Origin of the sequence: Burkholderia sp. THE68, assembly GCF_009938265.1 — a bacterium.
Taxonomy (GTDB): domain Bacteria; phylum Pseudomonadota; class Gammaproteobacteria; order Burkholderiales; family Burkholderiaceae; genus Caballeronia.
This window is the reverse complement of sequence record NZ_AP022320.1, coordinates 84,875-110,792: the sequence shown is the minus strand read 5'-3', so window position 1 is coordinate 110,792 and position 25,918 is coordinate 84,875. Positions and strand designations below refer to the sequence as shown.

Below are 25,918 nucleotides of genomic sequence, written 5' to 3'. Positions count from 1 at the left end.
CTACGTTCTGCGGCGCGCATTGATGGATGGCGCACGGTCTCGCGAGGCATATCGGCGCGCGCTAGAGCATCCGATCGGTGCGGGCCTCGTGTTCCTCGCGTTGGCGCTGCTGACCGGTATGTTGTTCATGGCGTTCTCTGCGCGCGCAACCGCTGCGGAGTTACCGCCTGGGGCCGTGCAATACCTCCTCGTATTGAAGGCTGAGCAAAGCAGCTTCTGGTCGGATGTGCCACTACGCTCGGCGCTTGCTGCGCAAGTCGAACAGGAGACGTGCGCCAGCTTGAAGTCGGCCAAGTGCTGGAACCCGCGTGCTGAGCTGAAGACATCAAGAGAAGTTGGATTCGGTCTCAGCCAGCTAACAGTAACCTCCAAGTTCGACAACTTCGCGGAGGCGCGCAAGCTCGACAAATCGCTGCAAGAGTGGAATTTCGCCGATCGCTACGATCCGCGCCGGCAGCTGCGCACGCTGGTGCTGATGGATCGTTCGGCCTACCGGTCGTTGACGCGGTTCGTACCGGACCCGACCGAGCGTTTGGCGATGACGCTCAGTGCTTACAACGGGGGGTTGGGAGGGGTGCTGCAGGATCGTCGGCTTTGCGCGACGGTCGACGGCTGTGACCCGAAACGTTGGTTCGGCAACGTCGAGACGCACAGCCTGAAAGCGAAGGTCAAGGCTGCGGGTTACGGCCAGTCGTTCTTCTGCGTGAACCGTTCGTATCCCCAGAACGTCATGTTCACCCGACGCGTCAAGTACTCGACGTATTTCGATGAAGCGCCGCCGGCTCCTCGGAAATCCAATCTCGCTGCCATTGGGTGCACAGCTTAAGGCTCGGTCCGGGACTGAGTCCCGGACCTTTATGCCGCGAGAAGAGTCTTTGCCGTCGTGATGTGTATTGAATCTCTTTCTATTCGGCGGCTGATTTGCTTCGACACAATTGGGTTCGCCTCTTGATTCCTGGATGGATTCGAGTCGGTGATATGTGTCTGTAATTTTCTAGAATCCCCTACTTCGCAAACGGTGAGCGAGGCGACGATGCTTGTACAATGCCCACGTCTGATAACTTGTTAAGGGGCGAGCATGGCAACGCGCGAGGAAAGCAGGATTGAGAAGATGGAGGGCGAACTCGTGGCTCTGGAGGCGAAACAAGCAACGTTGGCAGAGGAGATTCGCGCAAAGGCGATCGCGCTGACTCAAGCGATCATGGAAGCACACGGTCTGACTGCCGAGGACGTTGGTCTGGCGTCTGCACAACGAGGCCGGCCGGCCAAGAAGAAGGCCCTTTGGGTCGTAAAGAAAACGGCGGCGGTCGCAGCAAAGTATCGGGATCCAAAGACCGGGACGACCTGGAGTGGTCGCGGCCGAGAGCCTTTCTGGATTAAAGGTAAGAAGCGCGACCGTTTCTTGATCGCTGACTAATCGCCAGATCGGCCGTCTGCGGCCCAGACACCCTCACGGTTCTGGGCCTTGCTCATGACGCGTTTAACGGTTAGCGAGACCATAGGCGTCGGCCGGCTTCGCGCTGTCGGGGGCCCGGAGGGTAGGCGCTTGCTGGATTTTCCCGTTGAGATTCACGTTGGGATTCTTATCGGATGCGGTCGAGAAGAAACCACGTCGTGCGAGCAATACAATTGGCGATCGACAGCATGAGAAAGGTCTCGGCCTGATCAGTCTTTATCTCGCATCAGGCACGCGGGAATTGTCAGATTTGCGATGTCTTTCTCGCCGCTCTCGCCAACTGTTTCGTCCGCTTCGCTCGTTACGATGATCTCCAAATTGGAGAGACGTCGATCAACCTCTTGGAGTGTATTCAGCCTGTCGGCTTGCTGGGATAGGCCTGACTGCAACTCTTCGACCGTCGATTCGAGCTCGTCGATCCTCTGTCGGAGTCCTTCTATTTCTTTGCCGCGACCGTTAAACAAGAGGAGGAGCACGAGGACGATGATAATGACGACGGCTATTGAGACATACACGAACAAACCCCTTGGCTTATGAAGCATAGTCAATGCGGATAATCAGGCCTTTCGTCGGGCAATGAATCCGGTCGGCTGGCAGATGGGCTTCTATCGTGAAACAGGAGATGGGTACTACGACTTCAGAGGCGGGTACTCCTCGCGAGCGTGCAATACCTGCACGACGACGATCGCATCAACGATGACGCGATAGATGACGATGTAGTTCGGATGGGCCACGATCTCGCGCGTGCCGGCCACGCGGCCTTCACGAAAAAGATAGGGGTGCTCGGACGCCGGGACCACGGAGTCGAGGATCTGATCGAAGAGTTTGGTGGCAGCAATGGGGCTGCGCTGCGCGATGAAGGCCATGCGCTCGCGCAACTCTTCGCGTGCTCTTTCGGTCCAGAGGATCCGCAGACTCACCGCGGTTTGGCGTTAGCGATGGTCTTGCGGATGTCGGCCACGACTTCATCGTGCGGCACGAGCGGGCGCGGGTCATCGAGCGCTTCTTGGACCTTGGCGCGAAACCAGCGGTCATGGGAAGCGGCCTGTTCCTCGGTGTCGAATTCCGACTCGATGGGCGAAAGGGATGTGCTCATGACGGTCAGTATAAGGGAGTTTGAGAGAGTGTGAATGACAGAACGCCACGAGAATGCAACTAATCGTATATCGCCGTTGGCGTCCGGATCTCAGCGTGGCTTAGTTGTGGCATAGTGACATCGTCACCCTGACTTGGTGACAGGAGGGTAGATTCTTGACCCAGTTTTTGAAATGTCCCGGGTGCCAGTAGTTTGGTGACGGAGCGGGACTAAAAAATTTTCCATTTGCGCATGACGCTGGGCGCGATACAGCGCACACCGCTGCAAGCAGTTCGGCCGGATCCCAGCGATCGCGGGCTGTCTGCCTCCCACGGGGGTTGACATAATAGAAGTTATCGCATAAACGAACGGACGCACTATTTCTGGCGTTTCGTCTTTTTCGCGAGGATGTTGAAATAGACACCGGCGTCGAGCATCTTTTGACAATCCTCCGGTGAGCGCCATGTACCATCAGTTGATTGGCAGATAGAGCACCTGAGTTCATCCTTGTCGTTGAACAGCGGCGTTACTTTTCTGCACGCAGCGCACTCGAAACACCCGATCATTTTTGCGCTCCTCGTCTACTGACGGCATTCGTCTTTCGCCACCATAGCCCAGCTACACGGTTGGAGCCGCTCGAACAAACGCCGTCTGTCAGAGCTGAGCGACTCTCACGCAGCATAATCGCGCGGCGTGGGCCGCGCGATTATGCCGTAGTCATTCGACCTCGTAGCCGTGCGACGCCAGAAGGATCGCCATGTTCGCGGCCTCCCAGCCGCCGGGGCGACTGTGCAGAAACGCCGCGTCCTCGGCGAGCATGGTGAGCAATGCCGCCACGTCGAGAGGGCCGTGGGTGGTTGTGGTCTTGCGTCGCTGATGCGCAAGGCTGCAGGCGTCGGCGATCATGACGAGGGCTCGGTAGACCTCTTCGCTCAGCTTCAAATCCACGTTAACCATCGACCGCTCCGTATTAGTGGTTAGTCGTGTTCATTTTCGTCTCGACGGTGACGTGACCTTGAACCGCCATGCGCGCCATGACGGGGGACATACCACAGCCGAGAGATAAGGTACCAAAGCAGGAGCGCGAACCAAACGCAAAGCCCAAAGAGGATCAGAGGATAAATTAGAACTCCGTGCCTAGGCAGCAACGGTAAATACGGTATACCGACCACCATGACGATAAAGACAAATACTAACACCAGGGGTCCCCAGCCCAGTTGAGGTCCCATGTGCTTTGCTTTCTCCCAGTCGCGCACCGCGCCGACCAATAAACTGTCGGCAATCAGAACCGCTGCTACGGGCGTCAGATCCATCTGCTCTCGGGCGTACTGTTCCGCTTGCTCTCCCCAATTCGTTATTCTGCCGCGGGCGATGCGTCGAAGATGCTCAGTGCGCAATTTCTCGTATTGATCGAATTCCTTGAGCGCGCTTTCCAATTCCGTGAGCGTCGGTACCTTCACAAGGTTCTGTTTCTTTGCTGCGGCTTCTGCGCGATCCTTCGCTTCTGCCCTCGCCTTCCTAATGTCGTAGAGCCACTTGAGCGCGCCACCCACGGCAACCACCGCGCCGACGCCACCCACGATGAAGGGTTGCCAGGGTTTGTATTGCAAGGCGAGAGCCGTCAGCCAGTCCGGCAGCATGCTCTTATTTCACCTGGCTTTTTCGGCCCAGGGACGATTTCTAGAATATTGGTCACGCCTCCTGTTCCGACTCCATCACCGCTACCACCGTGGTCAGGGCTAGGAGTTGGTCGCTCTGGGCCTCCGCTGAGGGATACATCTTGACCAGGATCGACATCCCCTTTCCTCTGGGCTTCGTCGTTCCGCCGAGGTAGTTCCTTCTTCGTATCTACTGCAAAGTCTTTGGTGTTTGACATGTTCATCTCCGTCGGGCCTCACACACGGATGGAAGCGCACGAAACTTAGGTACTGGCCTTGCTCTAGTGAGAGTATCAGACGGAGAGCTACCATGTGCTACGGAAACCCCAAAGAGATTCTTGCGAACATTCTCGCGGTCCGGACGCTGCCCCCGAACGAATACGGGCACACGCCGCTCGAGGACTTCGACTATTTCTGCGCGTCCAGTGGCTGCGATCCAAAGACCGTTAGCGAGGAAGCGTTCGCTTGGGCGAAACTCGCCTACATCAGCGCAAAGCTGTGAGCGCGATCCCGCTCATCGACTCGAATGACCTGATGCAGGCCACGCTAGTTCGCAAGCCGTTCTCGCGTGAAGAATGGCTCTTCGAACTCAAGTACGACGGCTACCGCTGTCTGGTCAGGAATATCGGCGCTCGCGTCGATCTCATTTCACGACAGGGAAATTCGTTAAATGCTTCATTCCCTGATATCGTCGAAGCCGTATGGAGCCTGCCCGGTAATTTCGTTTGGGACGCAGAGCTGACGGTGGACGACGGGGACGGCAGGTCTTCGTTCGAGCGACTCCAGAAGCGCGCGGTAACCAAGGTCCCGATGCGCGTGCGGGCCGCAATGCGCGCACACCCCGCTCGCCTGTATGTTTTCGACGTGCTCGCGGATCGGGAGCGCGACATCCGTCACCTGCCCTTGTCGGAGCGAAAGCTGATCCTGCGCGACAGCTTCGAGAATACTCAGCAGCTCATCTACACGGTGGGCATCGTGGGTGCCGGCACATGGGTCTTCGACCAGGTCAAGGAGCACGACATGGAGGGAATGGTGGCTAAGCGATTGGACGCGCCCTATTCTCGCGGCCGATCGCGTGACTGGATCAAGGTGAAGTTTCAGGAGTACAGCCGCCCCGCTGCTCTGGGTTTCGGGGGTGAGAAGCGATAGTCGCGGGCGCTCAAAGAGAACATCTGGGTCTTTCGCAGCTGTTCGGCGACTCAAGACTTCACGAGTCCGGGCCGATATTAAGGCTGATACGCAAACGGACATCCCATGAAGAAGATCGCCTTTCTCTTTCCCCTGCTCTTGGGCGCATGCGCAACAGCCTCCCATACCTACGCGCCAGATGGCCGTGAAGCATTCTCGCTCGACTGCTCAGGCTCCGCCCGGAGTTGGGGCATGTGTCTTGAGAAGGCGGGGGACCTCTGCAATACACGAGGCTACGAGGTTATGCAGGCGAGCGCGGAGGACGGTTACATTGCCGCGGGTAACGCGGGCGCTTCGATTTCGGGCAACCGTGCCGGTTTTGCTGGCAGCGGTTCGTCTAGCTTCTTTGCTTCGACGTTGCGCATGCGGACCATGCTGATCGCCTGCAAGAAGCCGGCATAAGACGCCGCCTCCCGCTGTTCGTGAGCGAGCGGACCGCAACCGTGCCTCAGATGCACCGCCCTCCGACCGGTCCCTCTCGTGTGGCGACCCTGCACGGGTGGAGGTAGACCACGAAAATGATTGAGCCGGAACACCCTCTCCGCACCGTTTCTGCCGACCGAACTGCTGCCTTTCAAGGCCCGATACCGGACGCAATGCGGGCATTTGTGGAGGCCCGGTGGAACGGTTCAGGCGCCACCGCGTACGCACCTGCCGACACTCCGCCAGGCGAAATGTCGTTCTTGTTTCCTCGAGCTTTCAATTTCGCTAAAGGGTTCCTATGCTGTTGAAAGCTCGTTGGCGCTAACCGACACCTCGGAGACAGAACAATGCCATACACACCGCACACGCAGCTTTACGAAGGCACATCGGGACAAAACTTGGGGTACGTTAGTGACCACAACCAGTTTTTGAACGGACAGACGAAACCTTTTGGACAAACGTTCGATGACTTCGACGCGCAGCAAAGTCCCGAGGACTTCATTGCGGTATTCGCGGGTGTCGACACGCAAAATAATCGGGAGGTGAGCCCGAATGATCATCACAAGGGAGGCGCTACGAGGCCCATCGGGTACCTTTCAAAGAAAGCGTTAGTACCGGGCATGTTTAAGATTTACTACGGGACCGGGGCAAGTACAAACGGTATCGCGACTGTGAATCCTGGTTTCCAAAGGTGCAACAACGGAGTTCTTCGGTTACGCGTTACCTAACTAGCCAACACTTCGAGACAGACATCTGTAAAGGCAACGAGCTTGCCGCCCTCGACGCACGTTAAAGGTCGATGCTGGTGATACTCAGCGCCGTCGATGTCAAACCTGAACGAGAATCGGGAGGTTCGATATGGTGGCAAGGCTGTTTTTCGGACTTCTATTGAGCATCGTAACGATGGCCGCCTTTTGCGATTCGACCTCTCCGGTTTCCGTCAACCTGCCGGTAGACAAAATTGTCGATTCGCTAATCGCCGCAATTTCGCGGTTGGACACCAGCATTCGCGGCGACAGCGTGGGCTTACTCGCAAGAGACTTGTCCGTCCTCGCCGGGCAAGAGAGGGGCTTGGCTCTGACTATGGAATCTTGGAAAGATCAGAGGGGAGTAATCCGGGTCGGCAACAACGTCGATCGCGTTGAATTTTTGCAGGCCAGCCTTTCCGATGTCCGCAAAACTTACGTGGCCATTCAGCAGCGCATCGCGGCTATCGACCCAGCGTATGCACGCGAACATGCCAGCGTCCTTGCCGATATCGGCGCTTTCAGTCACGACGGCATGCTGACCTATTGTTTCCCCGACGATGCCAACTGCAGGATGTTCGGCTTTGGCGACGAGGCTACAAAATTCATCGACAAGCTTCAGGGCGATGCCCAGCGCCTCGAAGAGCTTGCAAATAGATTGGCAACACGCCAATAGACTAGCCGCTTCCCCCTTGTTTCCTTGCTGTCTCACTGACTGATCACCTCGCCCAACCGGGGCCGGCCAAGCGTCGGAACGGCAAATGCAAAAAGCGCGTCTTCCGGATCCTTTGGGCCTCGTGCGTTTGAACCTTCCTTTCTCGGGATCGCCAGGGTGCAATGGAAATATTGGCCTACGCACCGATCTGCGCTGCACGCTGTATACGCGCCCGCTTTCGAGCGCAGCCAGTCCCGGTTAATCACGAACCGACGCGGTCGTAGACGGAGCAGCCATCAAAAAGAAATTCATCCGAGAGACCTTTGCGCAGGAGTCTTCCGGATATGCTTCTATTTAGTTCAAAGTTGGCAATTGGTCGCCGGATGGATAGAGGAACTCCATCAAGTCCTCCATCATCATGTCCTGTAATCGCTCGTCGAGCAGGTTTGATCGCACTTCACTGTAAAGCGCGTTGCAGCGTCGATCAGTGACGTCGTAAAAGCCAAACTTTGCTTCTACTGCAGCGGTAGCGGCCTCGTCGACGGCTTCGAAATGGATGCGGGCGTCGTCTCGTGTCATTCCTCGGATATCGACGCGTTTGCATAAAACTTTAGCGACTGCTCCATGCGGTAGGTCGCATCTACAATGAAAGCAAGGCGAGGGAGGAGACATGAGCGAGCAACAGGGTAATACCGTAACCCCTTACGCGCCCGCGTCGCCGGGCGCGTACAGCGATCTTGCCACCCAGAGTTCTCAGCAAGTGGATCGGCCCGACGGCAACTGCCGCGACCGACCACTGCAATCAACCCCCGACCGAGATTAATGACCGAAGTAGACCGGGGCCACGCTGTTGCCCGTGTGTGCCGAAGCACCGCCCGAGACCGACGAGCCGTCTGCCACACCACCATAGCTTTGGCCGTTTTGTGCGGCAACCTTAGCTTCCGCCGCTTGGATCTCGGCCGGATAAGTCGTCCGATCCATGCTCGGGTTATAGCCAGCGCGTTCAAGTTGCACGAGTTGCGCCTTCACTTCAGCACGGGTCAACGGTTGGTTCGATTGTGCGAACGAGGAAACTGCCGGGATTGCGAGCGCAGCGGCGACGATGATGGATGCGAGTTTCATGATGCTTACCTCCGGATCTTTGTTTTCGCAAACAGCCCTGTTTGCGTTTCAGTGATTCCAGTCTAAGCAAACTGCTCTTTAGGGTTAACCACTAATGCGACAAAGAATTATTGTCGGTACGCGCAATAAAGACCCGACCGTCACTACGCTGTCCGGCACCTGGCATCGCCGTCAGGCAAATATCTCTGTCTGAGCGGGGCACCTCTCGGTCACGCGCTCAAGTACGCGACCGCCCCGGCGGTTGGACTGCGCAAGATCGCGTACCCGGCGCGGTCCCACGCTTCGTGCATCCCAACGCTGATTTTCGGGCCGAGCACTCACCGCGCACGGAGCCGCTGGCCACATTGCAGGCAGTCGCGACCCTTTCCATCCCAAAACCATCGCGCCAAAGAAGCCGTGAAGGGCCTTGTGGCGAGGGGCATCTTGGGTGCGAAGGGTGACTGGCTGTGGCGCGTCTGGTTTTCCACCCGGGCTACCTCGCGTTCGCCCGCGTCCTATAGCTGGAACGGGCGAAAACAGGCCTTGTCGATTTGTCCGGAAAATCCCGAGATCGGGGAAAACTGGCAAAACCGGACCATTACAATTCGGTGGGACATTACTCAAAGGCCTTGGCAGGAACTATCCTGTTCGGATAGCAAATGCGATTGGGCCGATCTAAAAAGAAAAATGTCTACCCTGGAACCCGCCTATCAGTCCCCCACGCCGGGACCATTTTCTATCGTGTTTGTCCACGGCTTGAACGTTTTTAATTTAAAAGAGCACCCAAAAACGACCTGGATGAGCAATCCGGACGATGACGCCACCTTGTGGCCGGTCTGGATCGGCGAGGACAGCGGCTGCGACACTTGGGTGCTGGGTTATGACGCCGCCCTGTCCCGCTGGCACGACGATGCGATGTCACTACCGGATCAAGGCACGAACGTGCTGGACCGGCTTAGCACTAAAGCGGAACTGAGAGATCGTCCGCTGATTTTGGTCGGGCACAGCATGGGCGGTCTGGTCATCAAGACGGCCATCGTTCATGCGATGACCCGGAGTGTTAAACGGGAAGAGGAACTGGTCAAACGTATTCGCGGCGTCGTCTTCATGGCTACACCCCACCAAGGCTCAGACCTCGCCAATGTGGCTACCTTCGTCAGAGCGCTTCGTACGAACCGACAAGTGGGGGACATAACCGCGCACGACGCGCATCTGCGGACTCTCAATCAACAATTTCTTGCACAGTTAAACAAGCTTCATTTTGATGTGCGCACTTTTTTCGAAACCAAGGGTTTGGAGGTCGGCAAGCGTTTGGGGAAATATCTGTTTGGCCCACGCGTCATGGTAGTTAGACCCGGCAGCGGCGACCCTCACGTACCCGGAGAGGCGCCGATCTCGATTGCAGCGAATCATCTCACCATCTGCAGCCCGGCAAACCGGCATGGAGAACAGGTCCACGACTCCCTGCTGGATTTCATTCGACAATGCAAGGTCGCAGCGCCATCGACACACCCCGCCCCGCCCGATCAATCCGGCACAATTGCTGAACTTCTAAAAATCGCCGTTCCGGCCTCCCTTGTCGGATTACCCGGCCAGCTCTCCGGTCATACTGATTCGCGCCTACGGCCACGCGAAGGCATCATTGTCGGACGGGATGGTGAGATCGCGAGAGTGCTGGCTTTTCTGCGCAGTTCTGACGACTCCACCGTCGTATGCGCCCACGTAACCGGCGCCGGTGGCATCGGGAAAACGGAAATTTGCAAGGCGGCGCTTAAGGATTGGTTAAAAGACTCTCCCGCCGAAGTGGCCTTCTATGTCGACGTACCGGACGAGACCAGCCCGGCTGAACTGCCCGCCTTGATCGGCCGAACACTCGGCTTCGATGACATCGCCATATTCGACCAATTGGCCCCGCTGCTCAAGCCGGGACTGTACTACTTGGACAATCTTGAAAGCGTGGCTGAGAAGGCAGAGGGCGTGAAGCTGCTGCGGGCCCTCCAGCAACGCAACGGAGTGCGGCTGCTGGCATCTTCACGCGTCGATCTCACCGGAGTGATGTCCAAACCCATCCGGATTGACGTCCTGCCACTCGAATGGGCCATGCATCTCTTTCGCGAAGTATGGGCGGGGACGAATCAGCCATCGGACTCTGAGCTACACCAATACGTATCGGAAGATCTGGGCTGTCATGCGCTCAGCATTACGCTGACCGCTCGACTGGGACACTCGTATTCATTCGATGAATTGGTGACGCGGTGGCGAAGAATCGGTGTGACCTTTGCGAAGAATGGACCGGCTGACTCCCGGCTCGACAGCTTGCCAATCAGCCTCAAGCTGACCCGAGACGCCCTGTCCTCCCAACCGGGCGCACTCCCCCTTTGGACGCTTGCCGCACTTTTCCCAGCGGGCATTGACGCTCAACTCGTTTCATTCTTTCAGCAGACCGGCGGGTGGTCGGAGGAAGCTCGCCAGGCGTTGAGTCGTCATCACGTCTGGCAGCTTCGCGAAGATCAGTTCCATCTGTTACCACCGGTCGCACGATTCGCGCTCGACGAAGTCACAGCCGAACCGCAGAATGGTCTATGGGCGGAAGTTCGGTCATGCGCATTTAACTTCTTCATCGAACTTGCGTCGGTGGCTAACAGTATTGCTTCAACCGAGAAGAGTCTGCAAGCAAGGGCACAACTTCTGGCGACCTTCGACGCGCTTCACCGGCTGATTATCCAGGATCTACGCCTGGCGCCTGATACCGACAAGATCAAGCATCTTGTCTCCGAACTTGGGTCCCTATGTCAGTTCTCTCCGGTGCTCTCGATCGAAATCTTACATGCAAGCTTGCCATTGTTCGAATACGAGCGAGACGAGCTCGGGCAGGCCAATACGCTCCAGTCGCTGGGAGATCTGGAAAGCCGGTTAGGACGGTTCGATGCGGCCCGCGCGCTGTACGAGCGCGCGTTGCCGCTGTACGAACGCCAGCGAAATGAGCTCGGGCAGGCCAATACGCTCCGATCGCTGGGCGACCTGGAACGCCGGTTAGGACAAGTCGATGCGGCCCGCGCGCTGTACGAGCGCGCGCTGTCGTTGTACGAACGCCAACGAAATGAGCTCGGGCAGGCCAATACGCTCCAGTCGCTGGGTGAACTGGAACGCCGGTTAGGACAGATCGATGCGGCCCGCGCGCTGTACGAGCGCGTGCTGCCATTGTTCGAACGCCAGCGAAATGAGCTTGGGCAGGCCAATACGTTCTGGTCGCTGGGTGAACTGGACCTCCGGTTGGGGCAGATCGATGCGGCCCGCGCGCTGTACGAGCGCGCGCTGTCGTTGTACGAACGCCAGCGAAATGAGCTCGGGCAGGCCAATACGCTCCAATCGCTGGGCGACCTAGAACGCCGGTTAGGACAAGTCGATGCGGCCCGTGCGCTATACGAGCGCGCGTTGCCGCTGTACGAACGCCAGCGAGAGGAACTCGGGCAGGCCAATACGCTCCGGTCGCTGGGCGACCTGGAAAGCCTGTTGGGACAGCTCGATGCGGCCCGCGCGCTGTACGAGCGCGCGTTGCCGCTGTACGAACGCCAGCGACAGGAGCTCGGGCAGGCCAATACGCTCCAGTCGCTGGGCGATCTGAAACGTGTTGTCGGTGCCTTTGACGACGCTTTGCTCGCATATCATTCAGCGCTGCGCTGGTACGCGCAACAGCAGGACCCGATGGGTCAGGCTTACACGTACGCCGAAGTTGCTCGGTGTAATCACGCCCTGGGCCAGAAACATAAGCAAGATGTGGCTCTGAAAAAGGCTTTGGTCACCGCGCAGGCCTTGCATATAGAAAGCGTGATGAGATATGTGATCGCCGCACTGGTAGAAATCACGGGAAGTGAGGATGCCGCACAGGCCTGGTTGAATGACTCGAATGATCTTAATGAAGGTGATATTCCATAGCCCTGCTCTCGGTCTTTCCGGCAGGCAGGCGTTGCTTTATCTACCAGTCCATCAGGCGCATCTGCCCTCGCGCTCCGAGCTGCTGCTGCTCAGGCACTCTGACCTTGCGGCCCTTGCACGGGCCTAGAATCGTTCTTGCGCCTCATGCAGGCAAAAACCGTCCAGTCGTGTCACCGCGATCGTGTATTCGTCGCCAAGGTAAGCCAAGCATGCCGCGAGATGATTGCGCTGGGATTCGCCGGTGCGACAAATAGCGCTCGACGGCCGCGCGCGCCGAAAGGCCCTCACACCACGCACGCAGTGCTGCGAGGGAAGCGTGATCGGGAAACTCAACATACGCTTGCCCGCGTTGATCGATTCGATGGGACTGCTTCACGTTGCCCTCCCGACGTGTGCAGCGTTCCATAGACTATGCCACGGTTGCTACCCTTGCCTACCCCGCATCACCAACTGTGGCTCTTTCGATAATCGATCTTATCGAAATAGCCGTTCGCCATGCGAAAACTGCTTCGCTCCGAACCTTGCCTGAGCGTCAGACCACCATGTAACAGCTCCAAAGGTTACGGTTTATCTGCATCAGGCCAATATCGAAGTTCGATCGGCCGTTACTGATCAGATAGCGAACAGCACGGGGGCCCCTCGCCAACGCGAACGTCGCAGGCTGAAAGTCAATTTCCTTGTACAGTCAAGGGAAGCCCAAGGTCCTTCCGTATCAATGGGTCCGCGAATTTTAGGAGAGTTGCGAGGCTCATGTCAAAAACTGGCCTGAAATCGGGCACTCCATTCAGCGGCCCCCCGGTATCACGTAATTTTTCAATGACTGGCGTTAGAGCTTCGGCACGATCCTTGGCAAGAGGATGATTGGCATCAGTAAAACTGCGGCCGTTAGCAGCTCGACCGTACGATTCAGCAGAGTCGATTATCCGAAAAATGATATCGGGAGCCGCTGCAGCGATCATTACGCCGACTGGATCGCCATCGGGTGTTTCGCGTGAAATCGACCTGATCATTAACGTGAAGCCTAGAGAGTCAGCGGCCAACTCCTGTTCTCTCGTTCGGGTCTGAATTGTCAAAGAGGTATCGGTGGTTGGCGCGGAAGCTGATCCCGGACCTGCATCTGATGCCGCGGAACCCAATGCAAAGGAAACTAAATTATCGTTCACATGTTTCAGCAGGACGTGCGACTCCTCATGAGCCACGATAAACATGTCCATAGCGCTGACCAGCCGCGCATGCAAGCGATTATGGTCCGCGTCGAGAGTAATTTCATCCGCTCCTTTTGAGGTTCCAAACTTAATCATTCTAACAATCGCATCTGCGAAATTTCGAACGATGTAAGGGTGTTCATTTAACCGTTTCGAGATCGCTTGATCGCTGTATTGAAGGGCAACGTGATTTTCGACTTCATCAATTTCGATTGCATCAGAAATGGATTTCGACAAAGCGCCTGTAAAGTAAAAAAGATCACGATTCAAGATGACAATAGGTTGGTTAATCTTTGGGACTAGCATAGCCTGCGCGTCGATTGTGCCCGTCGGCAGCGAGCCAAAGCGAGCCTCTGCGGCGCCCGGGAAATCTGCCTTAGCGACTGCTAGCAAATTATTCGTGTATAACCGTATAAGCTCGATAAACATTGGAGACTCGAAACGAGTCGGAATGCTGTCGCATTCAATACTTTTGAGCATTTGCATATATAAATCGTAGTCCCCGACGCATTGTTTCCCGCTGGCGTCGCAACCTTGTGCAGCAAGCTCTTTTGCCAGATCTGTCCATGTTCTTGCGAATTGAGGCTTGTTTAATTCCGCTCGAGTGAAAGGATCTGTCTCGTTCGGATTCGCAGCATATACGTGACGCTGCAGTTGCTCGAGATATTTATAAGCGCCGTCGGTATCCGACAAATAGTTGATTTGCTGACTACAACGAGTACCTGTCTCTTGTGCTACGCTGACTCCATTACAAATGATCAAGGAGACCGTGAAGAGACGGGCCGCAATTTTCAGCGTAGAGTACACAGGGCACCTCCTTAGAACGGACTCAGAATATGGTTATAATGGGTCGCAAAGAAATTCCGATCACCGTCCGAGAGCTTTGTCGCGTATCCGAAAACGGACGACGGCTTGCATAAAGATTTTGCGCCTGACTTGTAGTACTCGTTCGAGAAGCTGTAAAGCATTACCGACGCTTGATCTATGTGCGGGCTGGTTAATACGTGGCTGTCTAAGGGACTTGCTTGATATCCTAGCGCCTGAAAGTAATAATCCGCCTTCATGTTGTATTGGAATTGCTGATAAGTCCAGTGGTTATCTCCATTCATCAGGAAATTCTGTATTGCGGTAAAATTCAGATCTTTTTGGCAGTCAGGGTGAAAATGCTCATGAGACAATCCTAGCGCGTGGCCAAACTCGTGCAAAATGACTGAATGTTCGTAACTTGATATCCATGCGCTTTGGTCATTGTTGTTTACGAAACGAGTCAATTTCTGCGGGAACGAATCCAAGTTCATTGTCGGTGCATCCGCACGCACATTTTGTGCCAAGACGCCGACAACAGACCAGTATCCCTTTTCGTCGCCGTCGCTGACAAAGGAAATTCTAATGTCAGCTGCAGGGAATGCGTCACCTATTGTCCACAGTCTATATTTACCCTTTTCGTCTCTAAAAGACAATTTCAGTTCGCTCTCTTTAGAGATCCATTCGTTTGCCGTTGATTCGATAAGGCTGTAGACCGATTCATTTCCACCCGTGAACGCAACGGTGATGACATGCTGTTTCCACGTCAAGCCGGGCGAGCCCACGAGTTTATGACTCGCCAGCATTTGGTCGAAAATCGCCTTTGGAATCGTCTCCTGGATCGCTTCAATTTGCGCGGTTTGAGATCTTGAATCGTGATATTCGGCAAACAGAGCGAGTACAGCTAGGACTTCGAGAGGGAGCGTTCGTTTTTGTTTCGATTTCATGACAGGTAGTCCCCAGTGCTGTTTGTGCATTTCAGCCATCCATGGCCTACATAATCACTTCACCTCTGCACGTTCGACCGCTGGCTGTTCGGCCGACTGCGCCGACGTCGGCCTGAGGTCTCTCACCGCGGTGCAGCAGGTGCTGCCGCGCGGACGGACTCATAGGCATTACTGTGGATTTAGCAATGCCGCGGGGGGTAGAAGAATCGGAATGCCGACACCACCGCCTTCAGCGGCGCTCGCCGGCGTCGGATTTTCCGCGCGCGGACTAACAACAACAGGCGGTCGAGCAGGGAGAGACTTATTCTTGTTTGGTGTCACTCCTTTATGCGCGGGACTATGTGGATTCTTGTTCGCAGGAGCTACCGGTCCGGGCGAATCCTTTGAAACGGGGTTAGCGTCGGGTGGAGAGACTATATTCGCTCCCGCGGAACTTTCCGCCTTGTCGTAGGGGAAAAGGGTGATCGACTTATATCCAATAACCACAGGATTCGAAAAGACGCGCTCGACGCGAACGCCGGAACTCGACCCCGACACGATTTGGGCCGAGACACCAGCGAACTTTTGCTGCTCAAATCCTGCTGCCTGCTGAACGAGAAGATTAAGCAGAGTGTTCAGCTGATCGACCTGTGTTTGTTGTGATTTTCCGGCGTTTGTTCCGCCGGCCGAACTTGCGTCGCCCGGCACGCTGGCGCCCGAGGCGGCGCCGGCCGCACTCGCAGACTTCGTTTTGCTTGCAGGAGCATGATTTACGCTGCCTTTTCCGGACGTATCGTCCTGATTGATCGCTGTGGCCTGGAGGTCAGAAATCTGCTTCGTCAACGCTTGTAGCGTTGCGTTTCGGGTGCTGTTTGCCGGAGTGTTAATCGCCGCCTGCATTCTGCCCGCAGCACCTTTTTCGAATGTGAAATTCACGTCCATTGCGTACGCAGCGAAAATTTCTGTCACCAATTCTAGTGATGCGGTTTGATTTTCATTGCATTTAGTAGCGTATGCTCTTTTTAGTTCAGTTGTGTAACGCCAGAAATCTACCGCAAACGGTTGTATCGCGTTATTAAATGCTAGATGCGCGGCCATAACCGGCAGTCCATATGATCCGGCCGATGGCACACTTAGTGAAATCGCGGCGATATCATCTTTCGCCAAGCCTAGGCCTGCGAGAACAGTGCCTGCTGGTACCAGAGCATTTGCCTGCACAGAGGTTATCGAAGCCGAGAAAAACTCCGGAAAGGAAACATTTCTCAACTGCTGAAGCTTACGCTTGCCCGCAACCATGTCGTTAGTGGTCGGCATTGAACCTATCCCACTAGGATCGGACAACGCCCCTTTTGCATTTTGCGCTGAAAGGGCCGGCAGAGAGATCGCCGTGGCATAGTTGGTTTCTACGGCCGGCGAAAGATTAAGCCGAGTAACCCATACCGATTGGGGGGTCGGCCCGGATGGGTTCAATGCCGTCGCGGGATCGGCTCCGGATTTGAGGTCACATAGAAGATAAACGTCGCCTACCTGCATGTCCTCTCTCGGCGGAAACACGGGGTTGATTTGATAGGCGCGAAGCCGATCGCCCCATTGCTGCGCGAGATTAGTTGGACTCACAACCGGAGTTGTGGAGCAGGCCGTCAAAAAAACGAACAAACTTACACTGAACAACTCGCGGTCTTTGATCTTCATCGCCGCCCTCCGTGCCCTGTTCGCAACCTGTTCTTCGAGGGTAAGCTTGCCTTCCCTGAGTGCTAAGAAGCTTATGTCACAATTTCTAGTTTATCTAGGACGACGTATCGTCGTATTTCGACCGGCGCAACGACTTTATAGAACCGTATTCCGATTTTTTTCTAGAGAGCACGAACTAGCGCTCTGGGCGCGCTGCATCGGCAAGGCTAAACAGGTTGACCCTATTTAATCGTAAGCGCGAGCTTTAGCACACCGAATCGAGAATTATTTTGAACTCTCGGCGGTTGATGTCATCCGGTGAGTCTGCATTGGGGTGATTGAAGGGCGCAGTCACGATGACCGGCGCGCGGCCTGTCAGTCAGCCGGTCTCCGCCTTGGCCTGCTGTTGCCGCGCATAATTGAACGGCAGCAGGTCAGTCACATCCGCATCCGGCGCACGCTGCGGCAGCTCTGTGAGTACATGCAGCAGGTAGTCGTACGGCTCGACGCCGCGAGCCCGGCATGTCAGCACCAGGCTGTAGATCGCGGCGCTGGCCTTTGCGCCATCAACCGTGTCACTGAGCCGCCACGATCTTCTCGAAGTGGCAAACGGCCTGCGTGAAGTGAAGATGCATGATGCGACTGGTTGCGTCGAAGCGCTCCCGAATCTGGATTCCAGCGGGCGGCAAGCTTACGACGACCAACTCGAGACGGACATTTCCATGTCGCTACACGACATTCTCATGTTGCTCCTACAGATGCGACGCGCGACACGACGGCGTTATGTCAACCGATCGATCCGCCCGGCGCAAGCGGCGACCATGTTGTGCCGCTGCGGCCATACACCTCGACCGGACTCTTATACTTGCCCGATTCGCTGCGGCCTGCTCGAACATCTCCAGACGGTCGCACCCGGCAACCGCGCCGAGTCGCCACCTTACCCGCGAAAAAAGCGGCCGCCCTCTTGGCGTCCAGTTCAAACTCCCTTAGTACGATCGACGCGGCGCGCTACACTGACGGATAAAACGCGCTCCACCCGGAGAAGCGCCTCTCGACCCGACGCGAAAGCATGAACCCGTCAAGACCTCTCGCTGCACCTAATGGACTTCGCGGCTTTGCGCACTTAGTTGAGCGCCTCGTTCCACGGACGGATCGTTCGCCGCCGTCCAACTCGGACGTCCTGACGCCGGCGCAACAAGGCGTTATCCACCCCGACGCGGCCCGGCATACGACTAAGGCTAGCGTCGCAGCGCGGCCGAACCCGAGTCGCCGCTGACACGCAGAATGTTCCCCTCTGGCGTGATTTGACGAGGTATATCGTTGAACCTTGGTGACGCGTGCTGTCGTCCCGCCGCTCTTGGGTACCAACTAGCGGCCGCCGCTCGCACGCCATGCTTGACGTGCTTTGCGGCAATGCCTTCATATGCGTATGCCGTTTCGCAGACGGGTTATGAGACTGGGAGCTTACTCTGGGCACGCCGCTAGGCGCCTCGGGCGGATTCCAGACTTCGACGTAGTGCGTGCCTGCCGTCGCGGTCGATGTCAATGCTGTCAGAACGGCCCCAAGAATGACCCGCTTTCCCAAGTTCCCTCCCGCATTGTGTCGTTGGTCGGTGGCGCTTTCCGCCAAATCGCCGCTAGTATTGCCCGCAAAAAAAAGCGGTCGCGACTGAATATTGATGTGGTACCGACCGCTGCGGCTTTGTTGAAGTGTCAGCTCTTTGGCGCACACAACGACGAGACTGATCAAATTGGATCTCTTCTTATTGGAAAGACTACGCGGCAGATATTCGCGCGAACCGTATTTTCTCCCTTGGCTCAGACCACGAGCGAATTGCCGGGATAGTAGCGCGCCGCACCCCCAATCGGGTATGGGTGTTTAAAACGCCAAGTGGAAAGAAGCCGAGGATTCACGTACTGGGGTGCATGGTGGTCGCCGAAAAGCCTCCCGCTGATTACACCCTATCAAGACCACATAACGTCTTCTATGGCCCAGAAAGTCCGAAGTCCGTGTTGTTCACGAACTCGGATACCGATGACCGACTAACGGAGATCACCGAGCTGTTCAACAATCGCTATCAGGCTGCCTTTCGTGCCAACTTCCAAGGTGTCAACGGCATCCAAGAGATCGAAGTACTCGCCTGAAGAACATCACGAAAAGCTACGCGTCCGTCCAGTTCATGGAGGGCATCAAAGTACACGAGAAGAAAAGAGCAGCGTAGCCGATGAAAAAAGGTCTCCCGTCGAGCGCTTCGTGCACGGCGACAACCGGCGGAAATTCTGCAACTGAATGAGGCCGATATGGCGGAACACGGCTCGTTCACTGGACGCAGCGCGTGCGCCCAAAATGGTAAGAGTGTTTCTCCCGTCCCACCGCGATGAAGCGCCCCCTTGCAGAGTGATTGATTCGCACACAGGTTACATCGGCAGAAGATCAATACTCCTCGTCAGCCCACTCCCAAGTCCACTCGCCGGTGCCAATTGGATAGGCCTTGACCGGACCCGACTCCGTTTCAATGATCTTGCTGGAATACACCACCTCTTCGTCCATGCTCGAGTCGGTCCACACGAAGGCGTCCTGCTCAGCGTCGAATCGCAACTCAGGAAAAAACTGAATTACCTTCATGCCTTGGTCGCGGCTGAAATAAGGCATGGCCCACCCATTCCAGCTCATACCGTTCGACCACGCGTTAATAGACACGCCTTCGTCGAAATGCTCAAATGTCGCATTTCGAGGCGAGTACTTGGGAACATCGAAGGGTTTAAACTCACGGAAGAATTCTTCTCGCGGCAGGCGCTTCTCGAAGCCACCGCCCTGCGCACAGAACCGAATGACATCGCTAGCTTCGTCGTCAAAGATCTGGACCTTGTATCCGTCGACGTTCACGAAAATCTTGTTCGCCATGTGTCTCTCCATTCTGCAATGCGTTAAACCGCTGAACGTTGGCTCGTAACACTGCTTTTTATTTCGATGCGTCAATTATATCCGATATTTCTGATAATATCAATACTCCTAATTATAAGCATTATGTTACTTATGCTCTGGACGGCACACACTGACGTCAGCGACGCTAAAATAAACGGAGCGAGGATGTGCAGTCTGGTCATTACGCAAACCCCCTGTGCAATGAGCGGAGCTCACTGCCGTGCGGTAGTTGCTGCGCGGCGCAGTCGCCTATTCGGTTGCGCGAGCCGGTGCTCCGCAGCGGTCGTGGAATACCGCATCCGCAGTAGTAGCGTATGCACAAAGCCCTTTAACGGGAAAAGCGGAGCGCGTGCTAAGGTAGACGATAGCGCAGATCAGTTTGGCGAACCGGCCTGCTTCGTCATCGGTTGCGACTAGTGCAGACTCTCGTAAAGTGAGGGCTGAGCAACTGCATAACGACTATCAAAATCATCCTCCCACGGGAATTTTCCGAAGGGATCCGGCCAGACGACTTGAAGCGCGCGGGTATCCTCTGAAAGGACATGGGCGATGCGAAGATACTTCCGAACGAACGCAGCGCGCACGTTTCGAAAAACGACGCGATGGCCTTGGAGTGTGCGGTCATCTCTATCACCGTCTTGCAACGCGAGAGTCTTCCCCTTTATCCGGGCAGCAAGGTCGTTGAGCACTCCATGAGCGACCTCGTAGGGAAGGCCGAATACGATCAGCTCTGGATGCCCGTATGTCTCTTCGAGCCCTATGGTGTATGCGAATCCTGGGGTAGGCGGTTTCGCCTTGGGCTCCGCCGTAACGCCGATTACAGCATGCCCGTGCGCGGAAATCGCCTGCTTTGTCTGTTCCAGCACGCCCCTGATCTCGTCCTTCCTCTTGCTCACTGTTCTCTCCGGTGAACCTCCATTTTATCTGAGCCGCAGACGAACCACCGATTCTCCTCACACCAAAAGCGGCTCTTGGCACGACGAACGGCTGGTTCCGTCATTCGAACGATGGTCTAAACGGCCCAAAGTTTCAAACATAGCAGCCAGATGAGCAGTGACCAGATGCTGCGCCGCCCTCCTCTTCTCGCGCAGCACCGAAATGAAAACACGTTATCGAGAATCAGTCGAACGCGTTATATGAAAACGCAAGCCCGTTATCAAACGGTCCGTCTATGCAGGCTGACCTCAGGGATGCCGTCAGCGATCGCCGAGAAAGCGCTGCTCTTTACTGTCTCCCAGCATTCTGCTTTCTTGGCCCACTCCGAGACCATTCGTCCAGATGCCGACTTCTGCAGCACTTCGTTGACTTCGAAGGCCCATGTTTTGAGTTGTTGCGTCAAGGCGTGCGAGATCGACTGGTTAAGCCAGATGCGCTCGAAATCGATGATTCCGCCGGTTTCGAGTGAAAGGACGGAGATGAGGTAAGCGGTGACGTTTCCCTGAAACCCCTGAAACATTGGTCGTACAACCGAACTCGTCCGCTTGAACAGGATGGCCTTCGCAACCATCTGCTTGAACCCCGCTACGTCCGGAACTGCCATCTGTTTGTTGGTCTCGCCGTCCAGCAGTGACTCCATAAAACGTTCGAAATTTTTCTGCGCCCCAAGGCTTACGAGGTGCGGCTTGCAATCCCAGGCGTAGAGAAACTTTGCTAGATCCGTTTTCGTTATCTTGCGGGAAGGCGGTGTGACAATTTCCTTAAGATGGCGAAGGCGAGCCGCTGTCGAGCCTTCTCTTGCTAGCCAGGTGTTATAGCTGCCAGCCGCCCGTTCATAAAACCATTTACCGACGCCGTCTGGACAATACGTCGTTGACGCGAGACGCTCCAGCTCAACATGGAATGGCTTGTTCGCCGACAGGTCGGACAGCTTCACTGCGTTCTGACTGTTTGCATACCGAGAGATGTCGGAGATTGACGCCTCCTCCGAGGTTCCCTCGGTGGATCTCAAAACAATGACTTTCGCTGGCACGCGAACGTTACGAAGGTCGATACTGGGATTCTTCCTCTTTGCGAAGTAGATGGAGGCGGTCGTTTGGCCCCCGTTGACTATCTGCATGCCCTTCAACCATAAAAGGCCTGGACCTCCGTCGATCGTTTTCCCGAGATGAGCCTCATCCGCGACAAGCACGATGCCATTGTTGTATGCCATGAACCGTTCCGGGTTGTCACGCAAGGTATCGCGCACTCCCCGATTAACCTTTCCGGCGACGCTCAGGAACGAACGGACATTGGCTTCCAGCAAACGGGCGCCATATTTTTCATAGATAAACCGTAATGCTTCGCCGGGAATGACAGTGAGCGCATAGTCGTAATCGGCCGCCTGACCGGGAACGTAGACGCACGGCAGTGCGGAACCCGAGACTTCTTCGAAATTGATTACGAGTTCATCGCGAGGCTTGCCTTCCGACCAGTGACGGTGGAGCCGCTCAATGTCCATCACCTCAAGCTTTACCGTCTTACCGTTAACCTCGCGCGCTCGGAAAGTTCGGCTTCTCGCACGACGATCAGTCAGCACATAGATTCTGATCTGTTCCAGCCGCAGATAGTTTTCCTGAATCGTCAGGATCAGCGGATATGCCTCGGATGAATCATCCGTCGCCGCCGACAGCGTGCCTTGCACGCACTTCGTCAAAAATTGCAGGCACTCTTCCGCGGCGTTTTTCGTAGTCGCGTCAGAAATCGACGAGAGTTCCTCCCTTCCCCCGTAAATGCTAACAAAGAGGTCCAATTGCTCAAGGTCTTCTGAAATCGAGAAGCCGCTCAGAGACAGGTTCGCCCTGTCAAGAACCGACGAGTGATGACAAACCTCTGGTTCGAACGTCATCCCGACCTCGGACATGTGACGCATCACAATCTCCGCGAAGATCAGTTCTGGACGCGGATGGACCTCATCTGCATCCGTTAGTCGTTCCTTGACCTCTGCGTTAACCTGCGCCTGCGTTTGCGCATGAAATTCAGCTAGTTCCATATCGTATTAAATTCAAGTTGTAGATGAGCACATGCTTCAGCGACGCATGGTGCTGGATTCTCTAACAGCTCAGACATACGGTGACACGATCACGACACCGGCCCAAGTATCGAATGCACCCCTCTACGCCTCATCGTCGGTCTCAGGGTCGCGAGCCTTGGCGGTCTTTTCAAGGAAAGGACTGAGCTCGCCGGATCTCACCGGGTGCCGCAGGCGCCTGAGCGCCTTCGATTCGAGTTGCCGAATACGTTCTCTTGTAACATCGAACATCTGCCCGAGCTGCTCGAGCGTATGCTCAGAGGAACAATCGAAACCGAAGCGCAACCTGAGAATCTTGGCTTCGCGCGAGGTCAGTGTTGCCAATGCCTTGTCAATTGCGTGGCGCAATTGAACGCCAACCGCCACGACCTCCGGTTGACGCTCCTCACTAACGAGATTCATCCCGATCTCGACGTCCTCGTCACTATCTAATGACACTGTTCGCCGGGAAACTCGCAAGCGTTTTGCGACCATCACAGGATCCATCTGCAGGTGCAACGCGATCTCCACAGCTGATGCCCTTTTTCCACTGCGCTGCTCCAGTTCCCTTTGCCCCCGTTCGATCTGGTTCAGCGTTTCAACGACATGCACAGGAAGCCGAACCATGCGAGCCTGATCTGCAAGGCTCCGGCTCACTGCCTGGCGAATCCACCACGTCGCATACGTGGAGAACTTGAATCCTCTGCGCCATTCAAACTTATCGACGGCGCGCAGCAGCCCAATGTTGCCTTCCTGAACGAGGTCGGACAGCTCCAATCCGCGGTTCTGGTACTTCTTTGCGATCGACAGCACGAGTCGAAGGTTAGCGCTCGCGAGCTGGTGGCGAGCTTTTTCGGCCATTTCGAGACAGGACGCCAGTCGAAGCGAGGTCTGCCGGGTCTCTGGCGCTTCGGCAAGACGCGTATGCAGACGTTCAAGGTACTTTGAAGTCAACCGGCAGGCTAGCAGGGTCGCTTCGAGATCAACAACACGCGCGTCGTCGCAACCCGCGCCGGCGCTCGCCGCACGGAGGCGTGCGACCAGTGACGCCAGATCGAGCGGCTCCGGTTCGCCGACGTTCGGACTGAACAAGGAATCCGCGTCGGAATCTGTTTGCCCCATCGAAGTACTCTCGAACGCCTCGTCGCCGACGCCCGAAGCAGGACCTTCGTCAGATGGCGCTAACGCGAATACATTGGCGATCGAAGTCGCTTCGGCAATGACCTCATCAAGTGACGCCGCAATCATTTCAAGAGCTGCCGGACACCGTGCGACGATGCGGGCGGTCTCTGCAAACCCGCGCTCGATCGTCTTGGCAAATTCGACTTCTTCCTCTTTTGAGAGCAGCGGAATCCGCTTGAATTCGTCCTCGTAAAGCTTTAGCGGATCGATATCAGTGGAATTCAGTGAAAGAAGTGCGTCTATTCCGAATTGCGCAGATTCCGCAAGTTCGGGGTCTTCGATGTCATCGGCTACCTCCTGCCAGTCCCATACTGCTTCAGATGTCTGAATACCGAGGTCGGCCACAACGTTCGCTAGGTTGGCGAAGTATCCTGAAATCGCTTCACCGTCCACATCAGCCATTTCATGGACCCATGACTCGGGAACGAAGCCGTGGCGCAGACCGTAAGCGAGGATCTGCCGGCTTCGCGCGTGGCGTTCGCCAGAAGAGCCGCTCGCTTCCCGCTGCAGCCGCCGAATTTCCGGCAGATCGATGTCCACATCGTCCCAAAGCTCGTCCCGATCAACGGCCCGATGGCGATTTATTGAGATCTGTATTGTGGACGCGGACTGGAGGAACGACGCATCGTTGTTCGGACGCACTGGGTCGACTTCCTCCTCCCAGCTGTCACCACCGAACAACTCCTCTGACTCGGATGTTCCTAACAGGCAGGCTTGTCTTCCCGGCAGCTCCAGTTCTACTGTCGACACAATGTGGTCCACGTCATCGGGGCCTTCTGTCTGTAGAACAGAAGCTGTGGAGGGAGCGGGTTCGTCATGTAGCGAGATGATCGCCGCGGGAAGCGCAATCAATTCCGCTGCTCCAGCAAGGGGAGCACCAATCGGAACATCTCTGAGATCGGCAGCGATCACGTACGAGTCGATCAACGCGACTACCTCAATGTGCCCTTCCGCGAACGCCAGCGCACGCGCGTCGGAACCATCGCCGGTCCTGACAATTGGATCGATACCGGCATCGAGAAGTACGCGGCACGTCTGCAGATGTCCGCGCGCGGCGGCATAGTGAAGCGCGTTCTGGCCTTTCTCATCCGTTGCATGAACATCATCACCACGGTTCAGCCTGAGGCGCACTGCAACATGCACGCCGCTCGATGCGGCCATCTTTAGAAGCGGGGATAGCGTTCTCGTTTTTGGCGCGTGAAGCTCACTCACCGTTGCCTCGACCAGTCACGTCAGGATATGGGTGCAACTCGCACATCCGGGCCGGGTAGGTCATTCGTCGTGAATGCATGCACGTCCTCCTAGCCTCGCGTCGTTCTCTTGGTTTTTTCATTTGGCTTAGCTTATCGTCACGCACGTCATCGCGCGCGCATGTATTACGACGCACCTGACACAGAACTTGAGAGAGCTCAGTCAGTTCCCCACCGACCTCAGTGAGAGCTCAGTCCGACTGCCCGAGCCCCAGCGGGCCCCTCCGTTCGGTTCGTTCGGTAATTCGGAAACCGATCCCAAACACCTCTATTTCATTCGATGTACCTACGCCATGCCGACCTCAGCTTGATCCTTACGCCCTGCTCGCTAGGGGCTTCTGTAACGGCAGTAGGTACGGTTGATGTTTGCGTCATAACGACGGTCGCCCGTACGTTTGTGTTCTTTTGATAGGTATCGATCAGCGCGACAACGTCGACATATCCTCCCGCGAGTGCGAGCGCGCGAGCATCGTCGCCGTCTCGGTTGCGGGCAGCGAGATCAATGCCCGCATCAAGGAGTACATGACATGTCTGCAAATGACCACGTATGGCGGCTAGGTGGAGGGCGGTGCGACCATTTCCGTCAGTAGCATTAACATCGTCGCCACGGTTCAGCCTAAGACGAACGGCAGCGTGGACACCGCTCGATGCGGCCATCTTTAGAAGTGGGGATAGAGACTTGGCTCTTGCCGGATGTTGCTCACTCACAGTTGCCTCGCCCCGCCACCGG

The 25,918-nt window shown here is 56.0% G+C and carries 23 protein-coding genes and 1 pseudogene; 8 read left to right on the top strand and 16 right to left on the bottom strand.

Annotation, left to right across the window (positions count from 1 at the left end; all coding sequences use genetic code 11):
- Nucleotides 1-88: 88 nt before the first annotated feature.
- Nucleotides 89-826 carry a transglycosylase SLT domain-containing protein gene (locus tag BTHE68_RS35905; protein ID WP_162071064.1) on the top strand — a complete coding sequence of 246 codons (738 nt, stop codon included), beginning with the start codon at nt 89-91 and terminating at the stop codon, nt 824-826.
- Between the two features lie 252 nt (nt 827-1,078).
- Nucleotides 1,079-1,417, top strand: a complete 339-nt coding sequence (locus BTHE68_RS35900) for an H-NS histone family protein (RefSeq protein ID WP_162071063.1) — start codon at nt 1,079-1,081, stop codon at nt 1,415-1,417.
- A gap of 248 nt (nt 1,418-1,665) precedes the next feature.
- Here the strand turns inward: BTHE68_RS35900 and BTHE68_RS35895 are convergent, their stop codons facing one another.
- From BTHE68_RS35895 to BTHE68_RS35875, 5 genes are all read right to left on the bottom strand, one after another.
- Nucleotides 1,666-1,971, bottom strand: coding sequence for a hypothetical protein (locus tag BTHE68_RS35895; protein ID WP_162071062.1), 306 nt, complete (start codon nt 1,969-1,971; stop codon nt 1,666-1,668).
- Between the two features lie 114 nt (nt 1,972-2,085).
- Nucleotides 2,086-2,322 carry a type II toxin-antitoxin system RelE/ParE family toxin gene (locus BTHE68_RS35890; protein ID WP_162071061.1) on the bottom strand — a complete coding sequence of 79 codons (237 nt, stop codon included), beginning with the start codon at nt 2,320-2,322 and terminating at the stop codon, nt 2,086-2,088.
- 50 nt (nt 2,323-2,372) lie between these two features.
- On the bottom strand, nt 2,373-2,552 hold the full coding sequence (gene relB, locus BTHE68_RS35885) for a type II toxin-antitoxin system RelB family antitoxin (protein WP_162071060.1): 180 nt from the start codon (nt 2,550-2,552) through the stop codon (nt 2,373-2,375).
- Nucleotides 2,553-3,248: 696 nt separating this feature from the next.
- Nucleotides 3,249-3,488, bottom strand: coding sequence for a hypothetical protein (locus BTHE68_RS35880; protein ID WP_162071059.1), 240 nt, complete (start codon nt 3,486-3,488; stop codon nt 3,249-3,251).
- A 20-nt stretch (nt 3,489-3,508) separates the two neighbouring features.
- The gene (locus BTHE68_RS35875; protein ID WP_162071058.1) at nt 3,509-4,171 is read right to left on the bottom strand and encodes a hypothetical protein; all 663 of its coding nucleotides are present in this window, start codon (nt 4,169-4,171) and stop codon (nt 3,509-3,511) included.
- A gap of 328 nt (nt 4,172-4,499) precedes the next feature.
- On the opposite strand from BTHE68_RS35875, the gene BTHE68_RS35870 reads away from it, so the two are divergent.
- From BTHE68_RS35870 to BTHE68_RS35855, 4 genes are all read left to right on the top strand, one after another.
- Nucleotides 4,500-4,691, top strand: a complete 192-nt coding sequence (locus BTHE68_RS35870; RefSeq protein ID WP_162071057.1) for a hypothetical protein — start codon at nt 4,500-4,502, stop codon at nt 4,689-4,691.
- The gene (locus tag BTHE68_RS35865; protein WP_232078419.1) at nt 4,655-5,338 is read left to right on the top strand and encodes an ATP-dependent DNA ligase; all 684 of its coding nucleotides are present in this window, start codon (nt 4,655-4,657) and stop codon (nt 5,336-5,338) included. The genes BTHE68_RS35870 and BTHE68_RS35865 overlap by 37 nt, the downstream gene beginning before the upstream one ends.
- Nucleotides 5,339-5,443: 105 nt before the next feature.
- Entirely contained in the window at nt 5,444-5,779 is a 336-nt protein-coding gene (locus BTHE68_RS35860) for a hypothetical protein (protein ID WP_162071056.1), read from the top strand.
- An 879-nt stretch (nt 5,780-6,658) separates the two neighbouring features.
- On the top strand, nt 6,659-7,222 hold the full coding sequence (locus BTHE68_RS35855; RefSeq protein WP_162071055.1) for a hypothetical protein: 564 nt from the start codon (nt 6,659-6,661) through the stop codon (nt 7,220-7,222).
- Between the two features lie 333 nt (nt 7,223-7,555).
- Here the strand turns inward: BTHE68_RS35855 and BTHE68_RS35850 are convergent, their stop codons facing one another.
- Nucleotides 7,556-7,780, bottom strand: coding sequence for a hypothetical protein (locus tag BTHE68_RS35850; protein ID WP_162071054.1), 225 nt, complete (start codon nt 7,778-7,780; stop codon nt 7,556-7,558).
- A 240-nt stretch (nt 7,781-8,020) separates the two neighbouring features.
- On the bottom strand, nt 8,021-8,323 hold the full coding sequence (locus BTHE68_RS35845) for a DUF4148 domain-containing protein (protein ID WP_162071053.1): 303 nt from the start codon (nt 8,321-8,323) through the stop codon (nt 8,021-8,023).
- Nucleotides 8,324-8,746: 423 nt separating this feature from the next.
- On the opposite strand from BTHE68_RS35845, the gene BTHE68_RS35840 reads away from it, so the two are divergent.
- Nucleotides 8,747-12,238 (top strand): alpha/beta fold hydrolase, encoded by a 3,492-nt coding sequence (locus BTHE68_RS35840; RefSeq protein WP_162071052.1) that lies wholly within the window; start codon nt 8,747-8,749, stop codon nt 12,236-12,238.
- Nucleotides 12,239-12,906: 668 nt separating this feature from the next.
- Here BTHE68_RS35840 and BTHE68_RS35835 read toward each other — a convergent pair.
- The 4 genes and pseudogenes from BTHE68_RS35835 to BTHE68_RS35820 form a co-directional block, all read right to left on the bottom strand.
- Nucleotides 12,907-14,250 (bottom strand): M48 family metalloprotease, encoded by a 1,344-nt coding sequence (locus BTHE68_RS35835; protein WP_162071051.1) that lies wholly within the window; start codon nt 14,248-14,250, stop codon nt 12,907-12,909.
- A gap of 11 nt (nt 14,251-14,261) precedes the next feature.
- The gene (locus BTHE68_RS35830; protein ID WP_162071050.1) at nt 14,262-15,194 is read right to left on the bottom strand and encodes a zinc metalloprotease; all 933 of its coding nucleotides are present in this window, start codon (nt 15,192-15,194) and stop codon (nt 14,262-14,264) included.
- 168 nt (nt 15,195-15,362) lie between these two features.
- Entirely contained in the window at nt 15,363-16,865 is a 1,503-nt protein-coding gene (locus BTHE68_RS35825; protein ID WP_162071049.1) for a hypothetical protein, read from the bottom strand.
- Between the two features lie 358 nt (nt 16,866-17,223).
- Nucleotides 17,224-17,460, bottom strand: a pseudogene (locus BTHE68_RS35820) (transposase domain-containing protein); the annotation flags it as partial.
- Nucleotides 17,461-18,770: 1,310 nt separating this feature from the next.
- Here BTHE68_RS35820 and BTHE68_RS35815 point away from each other — a divergent pair.
- A complete protein-coding gene (locus tag BTHE68_RS35815; protein WP_162071048.1) occupies nt 18,771-18,989 on the top strand; it encodes a hypothetical protein in 219 nt (72 codons plus the stop codon).
- A gap of 289 nt (nt 18,990-19,278) precedes the next feature.
- On the opposite strand, the gene BTHE68_RS35810 is transcribed toward BTHE68_RS35815, so the two are convergent.
- The 5 genes from BTHE68_RS35810 to BTHE68_RS37315 all read right to left on the bottom strand — a co-directional run bounded on the left by BTHE68_RS35810 (nt 19,279) and on the right by BTHE68_RS37315 (nt 25,845).
- A complete protein-coding gene (locus BTHE68_RS35810) occupies nt 19,279-19,749 on the bottom strand; it encodes a hypothetical protein (protein WP_162071047.1) in 471 nt (156 codons plus the stop codon).
- Nucleotides 19,750-20,183: 434 nt separating this feature from the next.
- The gene (locus BTHE68_RS35805; RefSeq protein WP_162071046.1) at nt 20,184-20,666 is read right to left on the bottom strand and encodes a DUF4262 domain-containing protein; all 483 of its coding nucleotides are present in this window, start codon (nt 20,664-20,666) and stop codon (nt 20,184-20,186) included.
- Between the two features lie 260 nt (nt 20,667-20,926).
- Nucleotides 20,927-22,738 (bottom strand): AIPR family protein, encoded by a 1,812-nt coding sequence (locus tag BTHE68_RS35800; protein ID WP_162071045.1) that lies wholly within the window; start codon nt 22,736-22,738, stop codon nt 20,927-20,929.
- 123 nt (nt 22,739-22,861) lie between these two features.
- Nucleotides 22,862-25,099, bottom strand: a complete 2,238-nt coding sequence (locus tag BTHE68_RS35795) for a sigma-70 family RNA polymerase sigma factor (protein WP_162071044.1) — start codon at nt 25,097-25,099, stop codon at nt 22,862-22,864.
- A 362-nt stretch (nt 25,100-25,461) separates the two neighbouring features.
- Complete coding sequence (locus BTHE68_RS37315; protein ID WP_162071043.1) at nt 25,462-25,845, bottom strand: ankyrin repeat domain-containing protein; 384 nt, start codon at nt 25,843-25,845, stop codon at nt 25,462-25,464.
- Nucleotides 25,846-25,918 lie beyond the last annotated feature (73 nt).